Consider the following 18,214-nt stretch of genomic DNA (forward strand, 5'->3'; position numbering starts at 1 on the left):
CCATCGACATCAGCGTGTCCCGTTCAACATCAAAGCGCTGAATGCGAAGTTGGCCCCAGTTCCCAGCGAGGCGCAGCACGATATGGTCGTGCGCCTGTGGCCCGGCGCCGCCGGAGCGAGTCAGGAAGGGCTCACCGGCAAGTTCGGGCCACCTCACACCTTCCGCTTTGGCCAAAGGATGGCGCTCCGGGAACGCGACGAGGAGAGCCTCTGTCCACAGCGGCTTCGAATGGCAATCGCCAGCCGGCGGCGCGCCGACCATAAAGGCGACGTCAAGCCGCGCCTCGCGAACCTCGCGAATGGTGTCGCGCGCTCTCCCCTCCGTGATCTGCAAATCGACTGCTGGATGCAGCTCGCGAAACTGACCCAGTAGCTCGGCAAGAAAGCCCGCCGCGAGCGACGCGTACAGGCCGACTCGAAGCCGTCCCTGCTCACCGCGTGAAATCGCACCCGCCGTCCTCACGGCATGATCGAGATGTTCGATCCCGGTGGCCACGTGCTCGAGGAAATATTGCCCGGCTTCCGTCAACCGGACGCCGCGATGGCGCCGCTCGAACAGGAGTGTGCCAATATCCTGCTCGAGGTGTTTGATCCGCGTGCTGACGCAGGATTGACTCACCCTCAGAGCGGACGCCGCATGACGAAAGTTCAAATGCTCCGCGACCGCTAATGCATAAATCAGTGAAACAAGCGGAATACGCGAGCCCAATGGTGACAGCGCCACGGCGTCGAGCGATCTCACATTGTGCACGTTGCGCAGGCCAGGGACAACACGCCGCATATCATGATCTCGCCCAAGAGCGTGCTTCGTGTAGCGCTCGCTCGGAAAAGCGGCTGCCAGCCGAAGCCGGAAAAACGGAATATCTCGGTGCCGCAGATATGTCCGATCGGATAAATTGCCGGCCGCTCGACCTATCCCGTTTCGGATTCATATCGACCGGTTCGTGATTGGAGACCGCCGGATTTAATAATGCCTAGCTCAAAATGCCGGGGCACCTTCGATATCCCGGCGGTTCCGTCCTCAGGCATTGTCGCCATTTGCCTACCTTCAAGGCGGCGCCGCTGGCAGCCGGCACATTCCTGAACAAGATGGGGCATTCGAATACGATTAAGCTCTGTTGGATTTGCCTTCGTCGACCATTTGTGCCACTAAAGGTTGAGTCAAAGTGGGGAGCAATTGAGACTTTTTGGGGGATTGATTGCTGCGTCCGCTGGATCGGCACGAACCGCAAGACGTCCGTGATTTCCTCATCTGGCCCGATTACGGCGGTACCATGCGGCGGATCGCAGCCGTGCCGCGCTCATCCACACATCAACCATTCTACTGTGATACATGATGATCTCATCGCTGCCGGCAGTTTGTCGATACGCCGATTTCAAGTGCTGCCGAAGCCTACTATGCAACACTCCTGCACGAGCTGATCCATTATGCCGTAAGCCGGATTATGCCGCATGGCCGAGTTTGGCGGCTGTCGCGCCTGCTTTTGGCCATGCGGCGGTTCGGCATAATCAGAGCGCTTCGAGGAAGGCGAGTAGTTCGTCGTTGGGACGATACCGCCCGGGATGCGTTTCTGGACTGGCGACCTGCAAGAGTGCCTTTTCCTTCAGCCGCATGTCGGCGTGGATATAGATCTGGGTCGTTTCCACAGATTCGTGCCCTAGCCATAGCGCGATCACGGATTGGTCGACGCCGTGATGGAGTAGCTCCATCGCGGTACTATGGCGCAGCGTGTGTGGCGTGACGCGTTTGCCTGCTAGGCGCGGGCAGGCTCGCGATGCCGTGAGGCAATGCTTGCCAACCAGATGTTCCAAAGCGTCACGGCTGAGCCGCTCGCCCCGGATGGACGGGAACAGCGGCCGGTCGCTGTCAAGGCGTTCGCCTATCCAGGCCTGGATCAGTTTGGCCGTATCACGACGAAGAGGCGTGCTGCGTTCTTTTCGCCCCTTGCCGATGCACCGGATATGAGCCCCGGTGCCGAGGATCACGTCCTTGCAGCGTAGGTTGATCAGTTCGGACGCCCGCAACCCTGTCTGAAGTGCAAGCACCAGCAGGACGTGATCACGCCGCCCCACCCACGTCGTTCGATCCGGCGCAGCCAGCAGCGCCGCTATCTCCTCAGCGTCAAGGAACGTCACGCTCCGCTTTACGTGCCGCTTGTTCGGCATTGAGAGAATGCGCTGGCAATGAAGAAGCCAGCTCGGGTCGGTCAGTGCAACGTAACGGAAGAACGAGCGGATGGCGGCAAGACGCGTATTGCGGGTGCGTGCCGTGTTGCCGCGCGCCGTTTCCATATGAGTCAGGAAGTCGGCAACAAGATCGGCATCGAGATCTTCGATCGTCAGCTTCGTTGGCGGCTTTCCACACTGTGCACTTGCGTACCGGATCAGCAACCGGAATGTATCACGGTAGCCAGTGACGGTGTGGCGGCTCGCTTCCATCTGCGTGCAGAGCCGATCGGTGAAGAAGCGCTGGATCAGCGCGGGGAAGTTGGTCGCCTTCATCGGGTTTCCGCCTCCATTGCCGCACCTGTTATCCGAGCGGAGGCCAGCTCCAGCAGTTCCGGGACCGCTTCGAGATACCAATAGGTATGGGCGGGGTTCGCATGACCGAGCCATGTCGTGAGCTTGATCATCTCGCGGCCAACGTCCTTGCCCGACCGATACCAGCTCAGCATGGTGCGCACCGCAAAGGTATGGCGAAGATCGTGGATGCGCGGTCCACGGCCGTGCCGAAGATAAAGCTGCGGCTTTCGTAACCCGATCTGCTGGCATACATGCGCGAAGTTGTAGCGCGCACCGCAATCGCCAAGACGATGCCCCTCGCAGGTCACGAAGAATGCTTCCGACCTGCGTCCGAGCAGCCGGTCCCGCTCGCGACCATAGCTTTCCAGTCGCTGCACGACGCTCGGGTCCAGCGGCAGCAACCGCTCCTTGCCGAGCTTCCCCTGACGGACATGAAGCACGCCGGATTCGACATCGAGATCGGCAGGGTCGAGACCGAGAGCTTCGCTGATCCGAAGTCCCGTCACGGCGATAAGGCCGAAGAGCGTCGAGCAGGTCAGGCCCCGCATGCCGTAGACCGATGGCAGAGTCCGCGCATGCTCGATGATCGCAACAATTTCGGCCTCACTATAAATATATGGATGCACGCGTTGAACGCGACCCGGCACCAGTCCCCGGGGCGGGGCTTCGTGCTTGGGGTCTATGCCATGCAACCATTCGGCAAATTGGCGAGCTACCCTGAAGCGTGTTGCCCGGGTTCCGGAACTGGCAGAGGACAAGCTCTCGAGCCAGCGCATGATCAGGTCGGTACTGACGTACTTCATGTCGTCGCGGTCCGCGAAGATGGCGAAGCGACGTAGTATCCGCTCATCGGTACTCAGATCGGCGCCGAGCTGTCTTCTGAGGGTCAGGTAGCGGTCGAGTTCGGCAAGGAAGCTCATCGTGCCACCTCCGCGACAGGCCAAGGCTGGGCGATGGAACGCAGGCCATCGGTGTCTAGCTTCGCGTAGATCATCGTCGTCGCCCGCGACCGATGCCGCAGCAGATCGCCGATTTCTTCCAACGAGGCGCCGGCGCGAACCATGTTCGTCGCCAGGCTGTGGCGCAGAACATGCGATCCCACGTAGGGTGTCGGCGGCTTCACGCCCGTCGCCGCGAACGCCTCCTTCAATATAGCGTTGATGACCTGGCTGTCCTTGAACGGGCGGTTTGGCGCCCGATGCGTCACGAACAGCGTGCGCGTAGTCGTTGAGGTTCGCTCCTCCTGTAGATACCGGATGATAGCTTCGCCGACGTCTGGCGGGATCGGCAGCCGGTCATGGCGCTGCCCTTTTCCACGAACGAGAAGCTCGCCCGAGCGCCAATCTATGTCATCTAGTTCGATAGCGACGACTTCCGGCGCGCGCAGGCCAAGGCGGGCCATGAGCAGCAGCATTGCGTAATCGCGAGCGCCATGGCGCGGATTGGCGCGCACCGAGGCCAGAACGGCCTCCACCTCATCTGGCGATAGATAACGAGGGAGCCTTGAACCCCAAGGTTTGTGGGCCCTTGGGACGCAAAGCGATAGGTTCGTCGTCGTGAGGCCCTGTGCGAACAGATACTGGAAGAAGCTGCGCAGATGCGTTGCCGGCGTCTTGTCGCGGAACGGGCGCTTGCGCGAGAGAAGGTGCTCCATGAACGCCACGACATCCCGGGCGTTGAGCGCCGGCAGGTCGAGCATATGGTCGCCGAAGCGATGATCGAGAAAGCGGTCCGCGAACCGGAGCACATGATAAACCGAACGAGGGCTGAGGCCGCGCTGCCGCAGAAGATAGGATTCGAAGCTGCCCAGCAGTTTCTGGCGTACGGCTTGCGCAGGCGTAAGGGGTGCTCGTGTCGCCACGCCTACTTCAATAAGATGCGCAACGAACAGCTTAGCAAGATTGGGAACCTTGATCTGGCTTTTTGGTGTGGCCGGCAACCGCCGCCCGAGCGCGACAGCAAGGTCTGGCGTCAACGCCGAAGGCGCAATGCCCTCGGCTTCGAGCAAGCGGCCGAAGCGTCGAAGCAGGTAGCGATAGTTTGTCAGGGTCTCGGGTCTATAGTTCCTGGAAGAAAGGCTTTCCTCGAATGATGCGAAGTAGGGATCGAGGCAGGTAGTTTGGTCGGATATTTCCATTTCTTGTGCTCCATGTTGCTGGAGCGACAATCTTCACGCTTAAGGCTTGCGCTTTTACCAGCCTACGGCCGCTTGCGATCTCCTCAAGGACGTTCAGGCCCGGAACAAGCGACCTCGAGAGCCGCTGCTCCCCGTGCCGTCATTTTCATCAGAGCCTGAACAGCCCCAACCCAGCCATCACGACTTCCTTGGTTCGCTTGGTCACCTCCCCCGCCTTTGCTGTCCCTGAACGTAGGACGTCCATGACAAAGTCCGGGTCGCGGGCAAGTTCGGCCCGCCGCTCACGGATCGGGGCAACCGTCGCTTGAAGAATGCCGGTTAACCGTCGCTTCAACACCATGTCGCCGAGCCCACCACGGCGGTAGTGTGCCTTGAGCCCCGCAACTTCATCCTCATCTGGATCGAAGGCATCGAGATAAGTGAAGACCACGTTTCCTTCGACTTGACCAGGATCGGACGCCCGCAGATGGTTCGGGTCTGTAAACATACGCTGCACCGCCGCCTCAATCTCCTGGTTGCTGGCAGAGAGCGGAATGGCGTTGCCTTGCGACTTGCTCATCTTGCCCTTGCCGTCGACTCCGGGCAGGCGTCCCGTCTTCGACACGAGCGCTCTCGCCTCGGGCAGAAGTTCACACCCGGCCTGCCGGTTCAACCTGCGCACCAGTTCATTCGTCTGCTCGATGATTGGCACCTGATCCTCACCCACGGGGACGAGTGTTGCCCGGAACGCAGTGATATCGGCAGCCTGCGCCGCCGGGTAGCAGAGGAAGCCTGCCGGAATGTCCCGCCCGAACCCCCGCATCTGGATCTCTTCCTTGATGGTGGGGTTGCGCTCCAAGCGGGCGACGGACACGAAGTTCAGGTAGAGGAGCGTGAGCTCGGCGAGCGCCGGAAGCGCCGACTGCACGCAGATCGTCGTGGCATCCGGATCAATTCCGACCGCAAGGCAATCGAGAGCGACTTCCAGGACATTGCGGCGGATCTTGCGGGGATTGTCGGCATTGTCGGTGAGGGCCTGCGCGTCGGCCAGCAGTACGTACTGTTCGTGCGTCGCCTGTAAGGCGACGCGGTTGCGAAGCGAACCGACGTAGTGGCCAAGGTGTAGGGGACCGGTAGTCCGGTCACCAGTGAGAATGACGGGCGGGGTATTGGTTGCCGAAGGCATGGGAAGCTCCAAGGAAGGGAGCCGCTGCTTCGGATCGGAAGATCGGGATCGTGACCGTGCCGCCAGAAGCAGCGGCACAGGTCAAAGAGACATGACGGGCCGCGCTCAGGGAGCGCGCCACCAACGTCGAGCAACAATCACGGGTCGGTTCGTCATCCCCGAGCTATAGCAGGCTTGGGCGAAAATCCAAGTCGGTCCTTTGCTATCGTGCTGAGCTGTCCAGAAGTAGACGGGCAGAAAATCACCAAACTTTGTCGTTTCCCAGCGGCTAGATTATGCCGAGCCCCCGCATGGCCAAAAGCAGGCGCGACAGCCGCCAAGCTCCGCTATGCGGCATAATCCGGCTTACGGCATAATAGAGAGCGTTTTTAGATTGGCGGCGCGGTGCCCAAGCCTCCAAAGTGCGCCGCTGTGAGCGCGCCGGTAAGCTAAAAACGTGTTGGACGAAGCCGCCCAGCGCGCCGGTGCGCTATGGAAATTGGATGCTGCATCCCAGCGGACATTGCCGTCGCTGAGGCTTCGGGGACATGCTGGATGCGGTCTTGATGGCGAAACATTCTAATCGAGATATATTCTCCCGGCCGGAAAGACCGGCGACGCCTGCGCTTGGAGGGCTCGATGTCGCAAGCGCGACAATGGGATGCCTGCTGTCTACCTTGGCAGATAGAAAGAACGATGATCAATGATTGGAAAATCCCGACTGTCATGAAGTGTCCAGAAAAGGTGGGTCTTGTGACGCAACGGGCGCGAGCACCTCGATGCACACCATCTGCCCTTGACGGCAAAAGGGACATTCCCGCAGGGAAACTCCGGTCAGCTCCTCGACCTTTTCGCGATAATCGCGCTCTTCCTTCGGTTTTACCGGCGTATCTGACTGCTGCATTCCGAGCAGTTCGCGGCAGCGGGCGAGCTTTTGTTTGCGGTAGCGGTTGCCCATGAAACCGTAATAACGGATGCGCTGAAATCCCTCGGGCAAGACATGGACGAGGAAACGCCGGATGAACTCCCCGGCGTCGAGCGTCATTACCTTTTGCCGGTTTGTGTCGCGATAGTCCTTCCACCGGAAGTGTACCTTGCCGTCCTCGATATCGACGATGCGGTTGTTGGCGATTGCTACCCGGTGTGTGTAGCGTCCGACATATTCCAGAACCCGTTCAGCGCCCGCGAAGGGTGGCTTGGCATAGACCACCCAGTTGACCTGGCGGGTGGGATCCAGATAGCGCCGGAATGCGACGGGATCGTGCAGCTGTTCCAATGAGGAAAAGAAGCGCAACTCGCCGGCCTCGAATGCCTTTTGCAAGCCTTCGAGAAACAGTCGCCGGAATAGTCTGGAGAGCACGGCGACTGGTAGGAAGAAGCCGGGACGGCACGCGATCCAGCGGCTCCCGTCCGGCGACAGCCCGCCGCCGGGCACGACGCAGTGGAGATGGGGATGATGGCTGAGATTCTGACCCCAGGTGTGAAGCACCGCGAAAAACCCGATCTCCGCGCCGAGATGTCGCCGATCGGCAGCGATGGTTCGCAACGTCTCGGCGGCCGCGTGGAACAGGATCTTGTAGACCGTGCTGGCATTCTGGAAGGCAACCGCGGCGATCTTGTCGGGAACGGTGAAGACGACATGGAAATACTGCGCATCGAGAAGCTCCGCCCGCCGAGCCTCGATCCATTCCGCTCGGGCGAGCCACTGGCACTTGGGGCAACTGCGGGAGCGGCAGCTGTTGTAAGCGATCCGTCGTTCGCCACAGCGGTCGCACTGTTCGACATGGCCTCCAAGCGCTGACGTTCGGCAGCGCTCGATGGCAATCATTGCTGCGCGTCGTTCAATCGATAGCGAGGCCCAGTGCTGCTCTCGCCAGGCAGCACCGTAGCAACGGAATATATCCGCCACCTCTGGACCTGAGCGGCCCATGAGACTGACCGTTAGAAGTGTTCGGGCGTTGGCGGCGAGGAGGCCTTGGGGATCGGGCGCGGCAGCAGCTCAAGCGGACTCGTCGCCGCGCAGACCTTGTTGGTAGCGATCCGCAGATATTGAGCAGTCGTTGACAAGCTGCGATGGCCGAGCAGGAGCTGGATGGTGCGGAGATCGGTTCCGGCTTCGAGCAGGTGCACCGCAAATGCGTGCCGCAGCGAATGCGGCGTCACCGGCTTGGAGAGTTTCGACACCCGATGTGCCTTGCGGCAGGTGGCATCCACGGCGCTTGTCGATATCGGTTCTCCAGTAACGGCGCCGGGAAACATCCATGCCCCGGTGGGTCGCACGGCGCGCCAATAGTCCGTCAGCACCTCCAGCAACCTGGCCGACAGCATGACGTAGCGGTCTTTCTGTCCCTTGCCCTGCTCGACGCGCAGTACCATGCGCTGGCGATCGATAGCTTCAGGCTTCAGGCGGGTCGCCTCAGAAATACGCAGGCCGGCGGCATAGCATGTCGTCAGGATCGCCCTGTGTTTGAAGCTCACGATGCAGCCAAGGAAGTGCAGCACCTCCTCGGGGCTGAGAATGACGGCCAGCGTCTTCGGCGCCTTTGGGCACGGAATGATCTGGTCGAAATCCCAATCGAGGCCGAGCGTGACGCGGTAGAGAAATCGAAGCGCTGCGACGGTCACGTGCACCGAGCGTGGCGCGAGCTTCTTCTCGTTTGTCAAATAGACCTGGTAAGTGCGGATATCCTCCGGGCCGAGCAAAGCCGGCGATTTAGCGAAATGCCGGGCGAACTGTGAAACCTGCAGCAAATAAGACTCCTGCGTGTGTTGCGACAGGTTGCGGACCTGCATGTCTTCCAGCATGCGTAACCGAAGCGAGGTCATAGCGAACTCCTTGGCAAGAGGGACGCTGCGTGCGGGCAGCAACACCATCTTGCCAGGGGCAAGCGCTTCTGAAATCAGGTGGATTACGTCGCTGCGCGGGCGGTGACGGGGTTAGAGACACTGATTGGCTTCAAGGGGCGATACGCCGCGCTCAACGCGGATACCCTCCCGCGGAGCGGGTTCGTCCAATGCGTCTTATGCCGATATCGGCATAATGGTCACTGGACGTCACCTTCGCATCGTTGACCTCGTTCGGTCGCGCGATCTCCACGCTACGCAGCAGTTACGGATAGATCCTGTGGCCAGGCTTGGGCTTGGTGGTATGCGGACCGCGATGGCAGGCGCCGTCGGCGCCATGCTCCCGGACCCGAATACGTCAGCAGCGCCAATCCCGAGTCGTGCTTTCCGCGTGGTGATCTGATTGGGGTGGACGTCGAAATGCTCCGCCAGTTGGGCCAGCGTTCGATCGCCCTTGATGGCGGCAAGCGCCACTTTCGCCTCGAAAGCCAGCGTGTGGTTCCGGTGCAGTCGTCTGCTCATCGTCTCTCCTGTTCGCGGCGATTATCGCCGCTATCAGGCAGAAACTCCACTCATCGTCCGGTGCAGATTTGCGGGACCGGCCCTGAATACTCTGCCCCGCTTCCGTGGGACAGGCGACCGTATCCAGGACGTTTCCGTACAAAGCCGCTCCGGCGCTTGCAGAGCCGGAGCTCAGGTTAAATCGAATGAAAAGCTCTTGCGTTGGAAATCATAAGCCCGCAACATTCCCTTCCTGGTAGACCGAGGGCAGTGACGGAGCTATGCGATCGAGAAATGAAAATCGGAGGTCACTCCGCGAAGCAGTTTTGCAGACTATCGTTGGCCTCGCCGTCGTCATCGGATCTTTTTGGGCAACGCTCTTCGTGATGGATCGGTTAGATTCCGATCCGACGGTCCCTGCCACGATTGAGGTATTAGAGGCAACGTACGGCGCAAATTGCATAAAAGCAGCATTCGGCAATGCCACCCCATATGCGGCTAAAATATGTGGCGGAGCGACGAATTGCGGCCTTTCCATCGATGTGTCCAAGATGGGAGACCCTGCTCCTGGGTGCGTAAAGGACTTTTCCATCAAGTATAGCTGTCGACAGAAGCCAGGACCTCGCACCTTGTTGCTCGCGGGGGAGGCAAACGGGAAAACACTGCAGATTGACTGTCGGAAGGTGTAGTGCGGAAGGAATGCTCCGGAGGCATCCATCCGCGCCCGCGACTTTTCGCACATTTCGTCCGGCGACGTCTATTTCTCCAAAGAACAAATTTTTCTTAGACGATCATTTCGCCTCCGAAGAGGGTGAAAATAACCTCCGGCGATCCAAAGAAAGGATGCAGGCTCAAACCTGGAACAGACTCTCGTTATCAACGAGGGCCGGGGAGCAGGTCAGAAACGAATCCCGCAATTCGGCAAAGTCTGCACTACGGCTCGACGGCTGAGCCAGATGGCCTGTGTCGGTCTCAGCCTGCCAGCTTATTTCCCGGACGGGCTGAAGGACAACGCAATGGTTGGACCTGCGTCGAGTTGCGAGACCGCGAAAATGCAGAAGGCACCGAGTGCAAGCGAAATGAAAAACGATGGCACAAGGCGGATGCGGTGGCTTAGATAGTGGCCAATCACTCCAAACACGATCGCGAGAACGAGAAACTGAAGCAGATCCATCCGCGCGATGAAAAACCACCACATCCAAAGAAGGAATGCCGCAAACAAAAGATCGGCGAAGATGGTTATAGCGCTTGCGCGGCGCACGGCTGGCGGTAGATCGGCGATTGTCGCAAGAGACCCGAATGGACGCCGGATGCCAGCGCCATAAAGGGCAAAGACTAGCTGCGTTGCTAACAACATTGCGATCAAGTTCGAATTGATGGCGATTTGTGACATCGAGTTTTGTCCAAAAGTAAACTAAGACCAGTCCGCGTCCTCCGCGCACCAGTTTCAAATGCGATAATACGCTCAGCATGCCACGCACTGCGGTGGATGTGAAGTTCTGATCCCCCGTTGGGACGCAAAATTTGGAATTTACAACGATGCTGCATCCCGGCGCCTCGCTAGACGGTCGGCCTGCCATTTTGAAAGCGTGGTCCTGCGGAACATCTCTTTTTACACAGGGGCGCGAGACAAGCGTCGCTTGCCAGCATATAGATCGTTCCGTGCCGTATATTAGTTAGCTAGTTCGGCGATAACAAGTGGCGGAAGCGGATCGGCAGTTGAGCATTTGCGGACATCGTATCGCTGTTTTAGTGACGGGAGGCGCCGGGTACATCGGGTCCCATTGCTGCAAGGCGCTGTTCGATGCCGGCTATCTGCCGGTATGCCTCGATGATCTTTCAACCGGCCATGTCGAATTTGTCCGATGGGGACCATTTGTTCGCGGCGACATCGCGAACCGAGCCATCGTTATCGACGCTTTCGCTAGGTTCAATATTGCCGCCGTCGTTCATGTGGCAGCATCGAGCTCGGTGTCGAGATCTGTCATCGATCCGCGATCATATTATGCCAATAACGTCGCGGGAACGCTCTCGTTTCTGAGTGCGATGCTGGAACGAGACTGCAGAAGCCTGGTATTTTCCAGCAGCGGGGCCGTCTACGGAAACGACGGCGGAAAATTGATCCGAGAGGACGCTGCAGGCACAACCGTGAGCCCTTATGGCGCCTCGAAATGGATGATCGAGCAAATCTTGACGGACTTTCGCAAGGCCTACGGGTTGAATTCAGTTTGCCTACGTTATTTCAATGTCGGTGGTGCTGATGAATCGGGTATGATCGGAGAACGTCGCGATCCGGAGACCCATTTGATCCCGCGGGCGATGATGGTTCTGCAGGGACACATCGACGAATTAACGATCTTCGGAGATGACTACGACACGGCAGATGGCACCGCGATACGGGATTATATTCATGTCTCTGACGTTGCTGCCGCGCATGTCGCTTCGCTGCGGAATTTGCTTGCCGGCCATGTCGGCGGTAGTTTCAATCTCGGTACGGGGATAGGGCATTCGGTTCAAGATGTGCTTGCGGCCATTTGCGAAGAAACTGGCAGGATTGTGCCCGCGACGATTGGACGGCGCCGGGCAGGCGACCCGGCAATACTTGTGGCGGATCCATCAGCCGCGAAAGACATTCTTCAATTCCGCCCGGCCTTTTCCGATCTGAAAACCATCGTTCACTCGGCCTGGAATTGGCATCGGCAGGCTCATCCGGCCAGAGTCCGCTAAAGCATGCCTGCATGCGGACGGATTAGCTTTTCAAGCCGTGACGCGTCGCTTGCACATCATCCCCGTCCTTGCGCGGCGTCCTCCATGCCGGAGGCCGCCACCGCACTTGCGCGCACATCCTCGGGCAGATCCGCAGCCGAGCTCGCAAGGATCGCTCTCAGGCGATCCTTCAGGTCAAGTCGCGATGGGTTACGGGTGAGGAGCGACAAAATCATGCGCGTTTCGATTTCTGGTGGTACAGATTTTCCTTGCTCGGAGAGCACATTCACATAGCGCTGCAACATCATGGCGTCGTCAGGGTGAATGCCCAAAGCATAGCGCAATCCCTGCTCTTCCAAATCGAGTGGGGGCTTTTCGCCGCGACTAAGCATGTCCATCCCGAGCGCGTAGGCGCGCTGCAAGCCGTCGGAGTCGTCCGCACGTGCCGATTCGATCACGGATTTTCGATAGGATTCGAACAGTGTCTTTGCCGGGCCATCCGAGATGACGCGGCCGTGTTCCAGAAGAAGGCAGCGACCGCACATATTGGCGAGCATCGTCTCGGAATGCGAGGCGACAACGAGAATCGACGACCGCGCGATCAGATCCTTGATTTTCCCTTCCGCTTTCTGCGTAAAGCGGGCGTCACCTGTCGCAAGGCCCTCGTCTAGCAGCAATATCTCGGGTTGAACGCAAGTCGCGATCGAAAAGCCAAGGCGGGTCATCATGCCGGCCGAATAAATTCGCACAGGCAGATCGATATAATTGCCGAGCTCGGCAAAATCGATGATTTCATCCATCTTGGAAATGATTTCTTGTCTTCGAAGTCCCAAATGCAGTCCACAAATTATAAGGTTCTCGCGCCCGGTACCGTCCATGTTGAGGCCTGGCGTCGTATTGAAAAGCGTGGATATGCTGCCCACGGAAATGCATCGTCCACGCGTTGGGGGATAGGCCCCGGCCAGAAGGCGCAGCATCGTCGTCTTACCGGCTCCGTTGTGTCCCATAAGGCCGAGCCGGTCGCCTTCGCGCAATTCGAAGCTGATGTCGCGCAGGGCTGTCACAACGCTGCGTCCGGCGTCGATCTGGCCGCCGGTATATGATGCGCGCGCGGCGCCCATGCGTCTCAGCGAAACCGGGAATTCCACCCAGGCGTTCTCAAGGGTCAAGCGTGCCATGCGGTGTTTTCCCTCAGTACCAATACGGCAAACGATCGCGGTTTCGGCCGTAGACCCACATCGTCACGGCTGCACCGACGGCAAATGTGATTGAAGCCCACAGCCAGCTCTCTAGCGGAGGCACATTACCAAGGAGCGGGTCTCGCATGATTTGTACCAGATGATAAAGCGGATTGAGGTCCGCAGCGAATGCAAGCTCGGGTCCAAGCAATGTCTTCGGCCAGAACACCGGCGTGATGAACATAGCGATTTGCATGGCGCTCGATATCGCTTGCGCCATATCTCGCCAGCGCAGGCAGACGATACCCGAGAGGAGACTCATCCAAACGCCGTTTGCGACTATCAGCGCCAGTCCAGGGATTGCCAGCAAAACTTGCCAGCCGGGCGAAGTCTGCGTACCCACCATGACAACGACGTAGAAAGCGAAATGATGAGCGAACAATAGTAATGCACGCCAGACGTGGGCAAGGGCAAATGCGACATAGGGGAATCGCATGGACAGCGCCGTCGATTGCCCCGCTATGAGGATACCGGTTCCATCGGTGATGAATGAGGCGATCAGGCCCCAGACGACCAAGCTTACTGTGACGTAACGAAAATAACTTAGCGGATCCTGATGCAGCATCGCGCTCCACACCACGCCGATGACCACCACAAAGGCGGCCAGATTCAAGGTGTGCCAGAATGGCCCGAGTCGGGTGCGACGGAAGCGCCATACCACGTCGATCCAGCCGGCATGGAGCCAAACAGGCGCAAGGCCGACGGCTTCGGCCAGATCGCGGAAAGCAACGGTGAACGGACTGCCGGGCGCCGGCAATATGACGGCTTTTCCCATTCTTTCCATATTCGTTCCTATGCCAATGACAGGCCACTTCATGCTGATCGGAGAGGGTGATGTCCGTCGAATCATCTTGAACCCCCAACCGGTCAAACGGGGAAATCCCGCCCATATGTTCAAAGATCGGTCGAAAAAATCGACCGCGGACTCGCGCGGAAAATCGAGCGGAACGCCCCGCCTGCGCGTACGAAAGCCTCATTGCGACCGATCACCGCGTTTTCGTTGTTGATCGAAAGCGCAAGCAGACACAGCGCGATGCCGCGTTCGACGAGAGCCGCGGAAGGCAGGATGGGTAGACGCGCGCCGGGAAGAAACTTGTTCTGCTTTTGAGGGGTATCGTCGGCGACGAACTCGATCAGGTCCGTGACACCCATGAAATTGGCGAAAGCGCATGCGAGGTGACCGGCGCCGAAAAGTGCGATCGGGCCCTTTTGGGTCCGTACGCGCTCGAGGGTGGCGCGCAAGTCCCGGCGTGCCGGCTCATAGCCTGCTGCGTAGCGCGACAGGAGATCATCCTGCGTGCGCGCCCCAGGATCGATCCTGACCGGTCCCGGCGCACCCGTCTTTCGTGCGAGCTGGACGAGTGAATTCTCAAACGGCGAAGGATAGACGTCCGTTCGGATCAGCTCGAAGCCGCCGATAGTCAGCAACGGCGAGAAAGTTTCGGGAGTGAGAAAAAGCGAGTGCTCTTCCCACACCATGCAGTAGTCGTGAAGCCGCAGACTGGGCGTGCAATCAGGCACCTCGACCATCACGATTCCGCCAGGCTTTACCAGTGCGGCAATACCACGGATGAAGGCGTGCAGATCCTCGGCGTGTTCCATGATGTGTCGGACGATGAGGATATCCGCCGCGCCGCGGCGGGCGGCGATCCCGGCCATGCGTTCAGGCGTCGTCAACTTCTGAACCGTCTCGATATTGGCCGCGGGATTGGTTACGCCTAAATCCTCGTTCAGCTTCACCCGCCAGGTCCTGCAAAACCCCTTGCGGGCGAAACGATCGATGGTCGTATCGTCTTTCGAAGTCAGCGCTCCGATAACGCTGTTGGTGTCGACTCCAGGCAGCGCCACGATCTGATCGACGACCTCATCCAGATGTTCTTCCGGCTCACGGGCAAACAGCCAATCGTAGGGCGGCACCAAGGCGTCGTGAGGCACGGTCTCCATCATCTGTATCGTACCGCACTGCTCGCATTGGCCAAGCGCGAGACTGAAATTGCGTTCCGGGTCATCCTTTCCCATGAGGAAAAATGACGACACGGGGTGACGACCTACGTCCAGCTGCGCGACCATAGCTTTCGAGCCGCAAACTAAACAAACCATCTGTCTTCTCCGGAGGAAACTCTATAGAGGATCTGAAGAGAGCCGCGCAATAAGGGGGGTGACGTGAAGCGCTTAGTGGGGTGAGTAAAGCTCTTCGCGCTCAATCGCAATCCCGACGAGTCACGAGGGGGGCGTCAGTCCTGAGAGATAAGCATGACCTTCGGTCGGATCCGTCTCGGGCGGCGCCCAGTCGGCCACTTCAGTCATGGCGCGGTCGAACGGGCCAATGGTCGTCTCCAGAAAAACCAGCCATTCGGACCGGAATATCAGCGTGTGAAATATACCGCTTGGCATTCTGTAAAAGAAGCATCCGCGTGTCCCTGCCGGGGACATGGCGATCGTTTCTGTCACGTTGCCTGCGTCGTCAAACAGCAGGGCGTCGCACGTGCCTTCCACGACCGTCAGCGTCTCCACCTTGCCAAGGTGCCGATGCGGTCGGACATAGGACGCGCGATTCATGACAATCAGCATCTCCTGCTGTGCCGCATCGGCGCTTTCGTGAAAACAAAGACGGCACCGCAGGCGCGGAGCTTCCAGCGCCTTCTCTTTGAGAAGTGCGATGATGCGATCGTCCGCCGCCAGGAAACCGCCATCAGAATAGATAATTTCCGACGAGACGAAGTTCAGGCGGTTGTTGTTTCGATCCATGGCGAACTAGACGCAAGGGACTTTTCTCGTTGCATAATAATATGAACGTTGCCTGCCCGGGACACAGGGGCTTTCAAGCAGGTCACGATCCATCGCAGAAAGCAGCAGACTTTGTACCTGAAGTTGTAAGCGATCTTTCTTCATACAGCAATGGCATGCCGGCCACATATGTGATATCTGGCCGGGGAAGAGCGATGCGAGGATAGAGCTAAACGACCATGTTATGGTCCGTTCCTTGACTCGCAACGACAGAGCGGTAGCCTTGGGATGTGCACTAAGACATGATCGAGAAGCCAAAAGTCAAATTTTTAACGGTCATCTGGGGTGCCCGATATATCGAAGAGTTTGCGAGCGTGTCGCTGCCTTCTTATTTGGCAGCAGGCAATCTACCTTTTATGGCGTCGGAGACCGATTTCGAAATCGTCATGATGACATCAATGGATAGCCGGGACAAGTTCGAAGAACGGGGCCACTTAGCCAAACTTAAGGCCCTTTGTCCGGTTCGTTACATCTTGATCGACGACCTGATCACTAATGGCAACTACGGCGTCACTTTGACACTCGCCTACGCGCGCGGGATTCGGGATAGCGGACCCGAGCAGACCAACACGCACTTTGTCTTCATGAATTCGGATTTCGTTTTGGCGGACGGCTCTCTCCGGACGCTCGTTGCGAAGATACGTGAGGGGCATCGAGCCATCATGGCGCCGTCCTTGCGCGCATGTTCCGAGACCGTAGTTCCCACGCTGATCGAGGCGGTCAATCAGGTCGATCACACATTGACCATGTCCCCGCGACCTATGGTGCAACTCGCATTTGACAATTTGCATCCGACGGTAGTCGGCAAGACCATCACGCAAGATTTCGTCACGTCCGTTACTCACAATCAGGTCTACTGGCAAGTCGATAAGAAGACGCTTCTCGGTCGCTACCATCTCATTTTTATGTTGGCGATCAGGCCGGAAGTGCCGATGGGAATTGTAAATTCATATTGCGACTACGGATTCGTTTCAGAGCTGGTCCCGTCGGGAGATTTTTCGATCATCGACGATTCCGATGGGTTCTTCATGCTGGAGATTCAGTCCGCAGCGCAAGAGAAAAGCTTTTTGCGATGCGGACACACACCGCCGGACAAGATTGCGGATGAACTGTCCACATGGACTACGCGCGAACATCGGTGTTTTGCTGAGATAGACGTCGTTTTCAGAACAGGCGATTTGCCGGCGGGGCTCCCGGAAGTTCGTGCGGAGGCGGCCAGATTTGTATCTAGTCTGCATCAGCGAATGGGGCCGCCTCGCGACCATGTCGATCACTTTTATTGGACCTCGGGGATTCAGGCGTGGGGTTCATTGAAATTTCCTGGCGAAATACCTGTGCTACCTCCAGAAATTGTCGGTGATGAACTTTATGCAGAGCAGATTCGGGAAGATCTGTTTCCGCGGCGAGGCCTCGACTCTCGGGTGAAGATCACCGAAGCAAGAAACTTTGAACTGAAGAACATCGTCGTTGTGTTGAAGAAGTTTTTGATTCAATTATATCTCAACCTTCTTGCTCTCGTTCGTCGCAGGGTCGGCACGGTGCCGAACGTTCCTATCTGGCATCATCTCTGGCTTGATTCTCGCCTGATTTTGAGCTGGATCAAATCTATCGAGAACCGCCCAAGCCAGAGAAACGCGCTGGTTTGCGATGAGGCCAGCCCTTTGCTTGCCTCGTTGCGCAAGCATATGCGGATCGAGAGGTATGTCGGATTGCATGACTTGATACCGATCGCTGTGGACCGATTGCCAGGAAATGTTGTGTCGCATAAAGAGGGTGTTGATGAGCTTGCCAGGGGCGAGTTTGCCAATGGAATGTTCGACAATATATTTGTGCACATCCGTCGGGCAGAAGTGCTTGGCCTGCGAAAAATCCTGGAGTGGGCGGAGAATTATATCAAACCGGACGGCACGATCGCGGTTTACATCGAGCATCGGAATTCAGAGGAAGACGAAAGTAACTTCTCGATCGAACTGGCTCAATATATCGAAAATCTGCTGCCGACAAACTGGATCGCGCTTAAGTTGCAGGCGAGATTCGCCGGAGGCAGGACCAAGCGCCGGTTGAGGTTGAGTGAGCGCTTCCTGTTTCGCTTTGTGTGGCCTTCTTCTTCCAAAAGACTGCCCCATTGGATGTTCGCCGTAACGCTGTGGCCCGTTGTTGCAGCGCTGACAGCGTTGAACAATTTTCGACTAAGGAACCTTTCTTCTGAATGCCCAGATTATTGTAGCAGCGCATTCTTGTGTTTAAGCAACCCTCCTGAGCGGGTCGCCGCGGATGCATCGCCGTCTGAAGGGCGGCGTACAGCCGCCTAGTAAACTCAAGCTCGACAAAATG

The 18,214-nt window shown here is 58.1% G+C and carries 14 protein-coding genes and 1 pseudogene; 2 read left to right on the forward strand and 13 right to left on the reverse strand.

The genetic code is table 11. The features are described 5' to 3' along the window. From ACT4OC_RS14930 to ACT4OC_RS14970, 9 genes and pseudogenes are all read right to left on the reverse strand, one after another. The coding region (locus ACT4OC_RS14930) for a LysR family transcriptional regulator (protein WP_444839772.1) at window positions 1-781 on the reverse strand (781 nt) is incomplete at its 3' end. Between the two features lie 728 nt (window positions 782-1,509). Next, entirely contained in the window at window positions 1,510-2,502 is a 993-nt protein-coding gene (locus tag ACT4OC_RS14935) for a tyrosine-type recombinase/integrase (RefSeq protein WP_444839773.1), read from the reverse strand. After that, entirely contained in the window at window positions 2,499-3,443 is a 945-nt protein-coding gene (locus ACT4OC_RS14940) for a tyrosine-type recombinase/integrase (RefSeq protein ID WP_444839774.1), read from the reverse strand. Before ACT4OC_RS14940 ends, ACT4OC_RS14935 begins: the two co-directional genes overlap by 4 nt. Next, the gene (locus ACT4OC_RS14945) at window positions 3,440-4,660 is read right to left on the reverse strand and encodes a site-specific integrase (protein ID WP_444839775.1); all 1,221 of its coding nucleotides are present in this window, start codon (window positions 4,658-4,660) and stop codon (window positions 3,440-3,442) included. The genes ACT4OC_RS14940 and ACT4OC_RS14945 overlap by 4 nt, the downstream gene beginning before the upstream one ends. A 148-nt stretch (window positions 4,661-4,808) precedes the next feature. Continuing rightward, a complete protein-coding gene (trpS, locus tag ACT4OC_RS14950) occupies window positions 4,809-5,825 on the reverse strand; it encodes a tryptophan--tRNA ligase (RefSeq protein ID WP_444839776.1) in 1,017 nt (338 codons plus the stop codon). Window positions 5,826-6,528: 703 nt separating this feature from the next. Next, entirely contained in the window at window positions 6,529-7,734 is a 1,206-nt protein-coding gene (locus ACT4OC_RS14955; RefSeq protein WP_444839777.1) for an IS91 family transposase, read from the reverse strand. A gap of 11 nt (window positions 7,735-7,745) precedes the next feature. Continuing rightward, window positions 7,746-8,630, reverse strand: a complete 885-nt coding sequence (locus ACT4OC_RS14960) for a tyrosine-type recombinase/integrase (RefSeq protein ID WP_444839804.1) — start codon at window positions 8,628-8,630, stop codon at window positions 7,746-7,748. Window positions 8,631-8,990: 360 nt separating this feature from the next. Then, a pseudogene (locus tag ACT4OC_RS14965) lies at window positions 8,991-9,170 on the reverse strand (IS3 family transposase); the annotation flags it as partial. Between the two features lie 964 nt (window positions 9,171-10,134). Continuing rightward, window positions 10,135-10,542, reverse strand: a complete 408-nt coding sequence (locus ACT4OC_RS14970; protein ID WP_444839778.1) for a hypothetical protein — start codon at window positions 10,540-10,542, stop codon at window positions 10,135-10,137. Between the two features lie 305 nt (window positions 10,543-10,847). On the opposite strand from ACT4OC_RS14970, the gene galE reads away from it, so the two are divergent. Further along, complete coding sequence (gene galE, locus ACT4OC_RS14975; protein ID WP_444839779.1) at window positions 10,848-11,876, forward strand: UDP-glucose 4-epimerase GalE; 1,029 nt, start codon at window positions 10,848-10,850, stop codon at window positions 11,874-11,876. A gap of 56 nt (window positions 11,877-11,932) precedes the next feature. Here galE and ACT4OC_RS14980 read toward each other — a convergent pair whose 3' ends face one another. The 4 genes from ACT4OC_RS14980 to ACT4OC_RS14995 all read right to left on the reverse strand — a co-directional run bounded on the left by ACT4OC_RS14980 (window position 11,933) and on the right by ACT4OC_RS14995 (window position 15,841). Further along, on the reverse strand, window positions 11,933-13,033 hold the full coding sequence (locus ACT4OC_RS14980; RefSeq protein WP_444839780.1) for an ABC transporter ATP-binding protein: 1,101 nt from the start codon (window positions 13,031-13,033) through the stop codon (window positions 11,933-11,935). Between the two features lie 13 nt (window positions 13,034-13,046). Then, window positions 13,047-13,868, reverse strand: coding sequence for an ABC transporter permease (locus tag ACT4OC_RS14985; RefSeq protein ID WP_444839781.1), 822 nt, complete (start codon window positions 13,866-13,868; stop codon window positions 13,047-13,049). 119 nt (window positions 13,869-13,987) lie between these two features. Beyond that, window positions 13,988-15,193 carry a methyltransferase domain-containing protein gene (locus ACT4OC_RS14990; RefSeq protein ID WP_444839782.1) on the reverse strand — a complete coding sequence of 402 codons (1,206 nt, stop codon included), beginning with the start codon at window positions 15,191-15,193 and terminating at the stop codon, window positions 13,988-13,990. A gap of 120 nt (window positions 15,194-15,313) precedes the next feature. Next, window positions 15,314-15,841 carry a WbuC family cupin fold metalloprotein gene (locus tag ACT4OC_RS14995; RefSeq protein ID WP_444839783.1) on the reverse strand — a complete coding sequence of 176 codons (528 nt, stop codon included), beginning with the start codon at window positions 15,839-15,841 and terminating at the stop codon, window positions 15,314-15,316. A gap of 281 nt (window positions 15,842-16,122) precedes the next feature. On the opposite strand from ACT4OC_RS14995, the gene ACT4OC_RS15000 reads away from it, so the two are divergent. After that, window positions 16,123-18,192, forward strand: coding sequence for a hypothetical protein (locus ACT4OC_RS15000; protein ID WP_444839784.1), 2,070 nt, complete (start codon window positions 16,123-16,125; stop codon window positions 18,190-18,192). Window positions 18,193-18,214 lie beyond the last annotated feature (22 nt).

Source organism: Bradyrhizobium sp. (assembly GCF_052389815.1).
Lineage (GTDB): Bacteria > Pseudomonadota > Alphaproteobacteria > Rhizobiales > Xanthobacteraceae > Bradyrhizobium.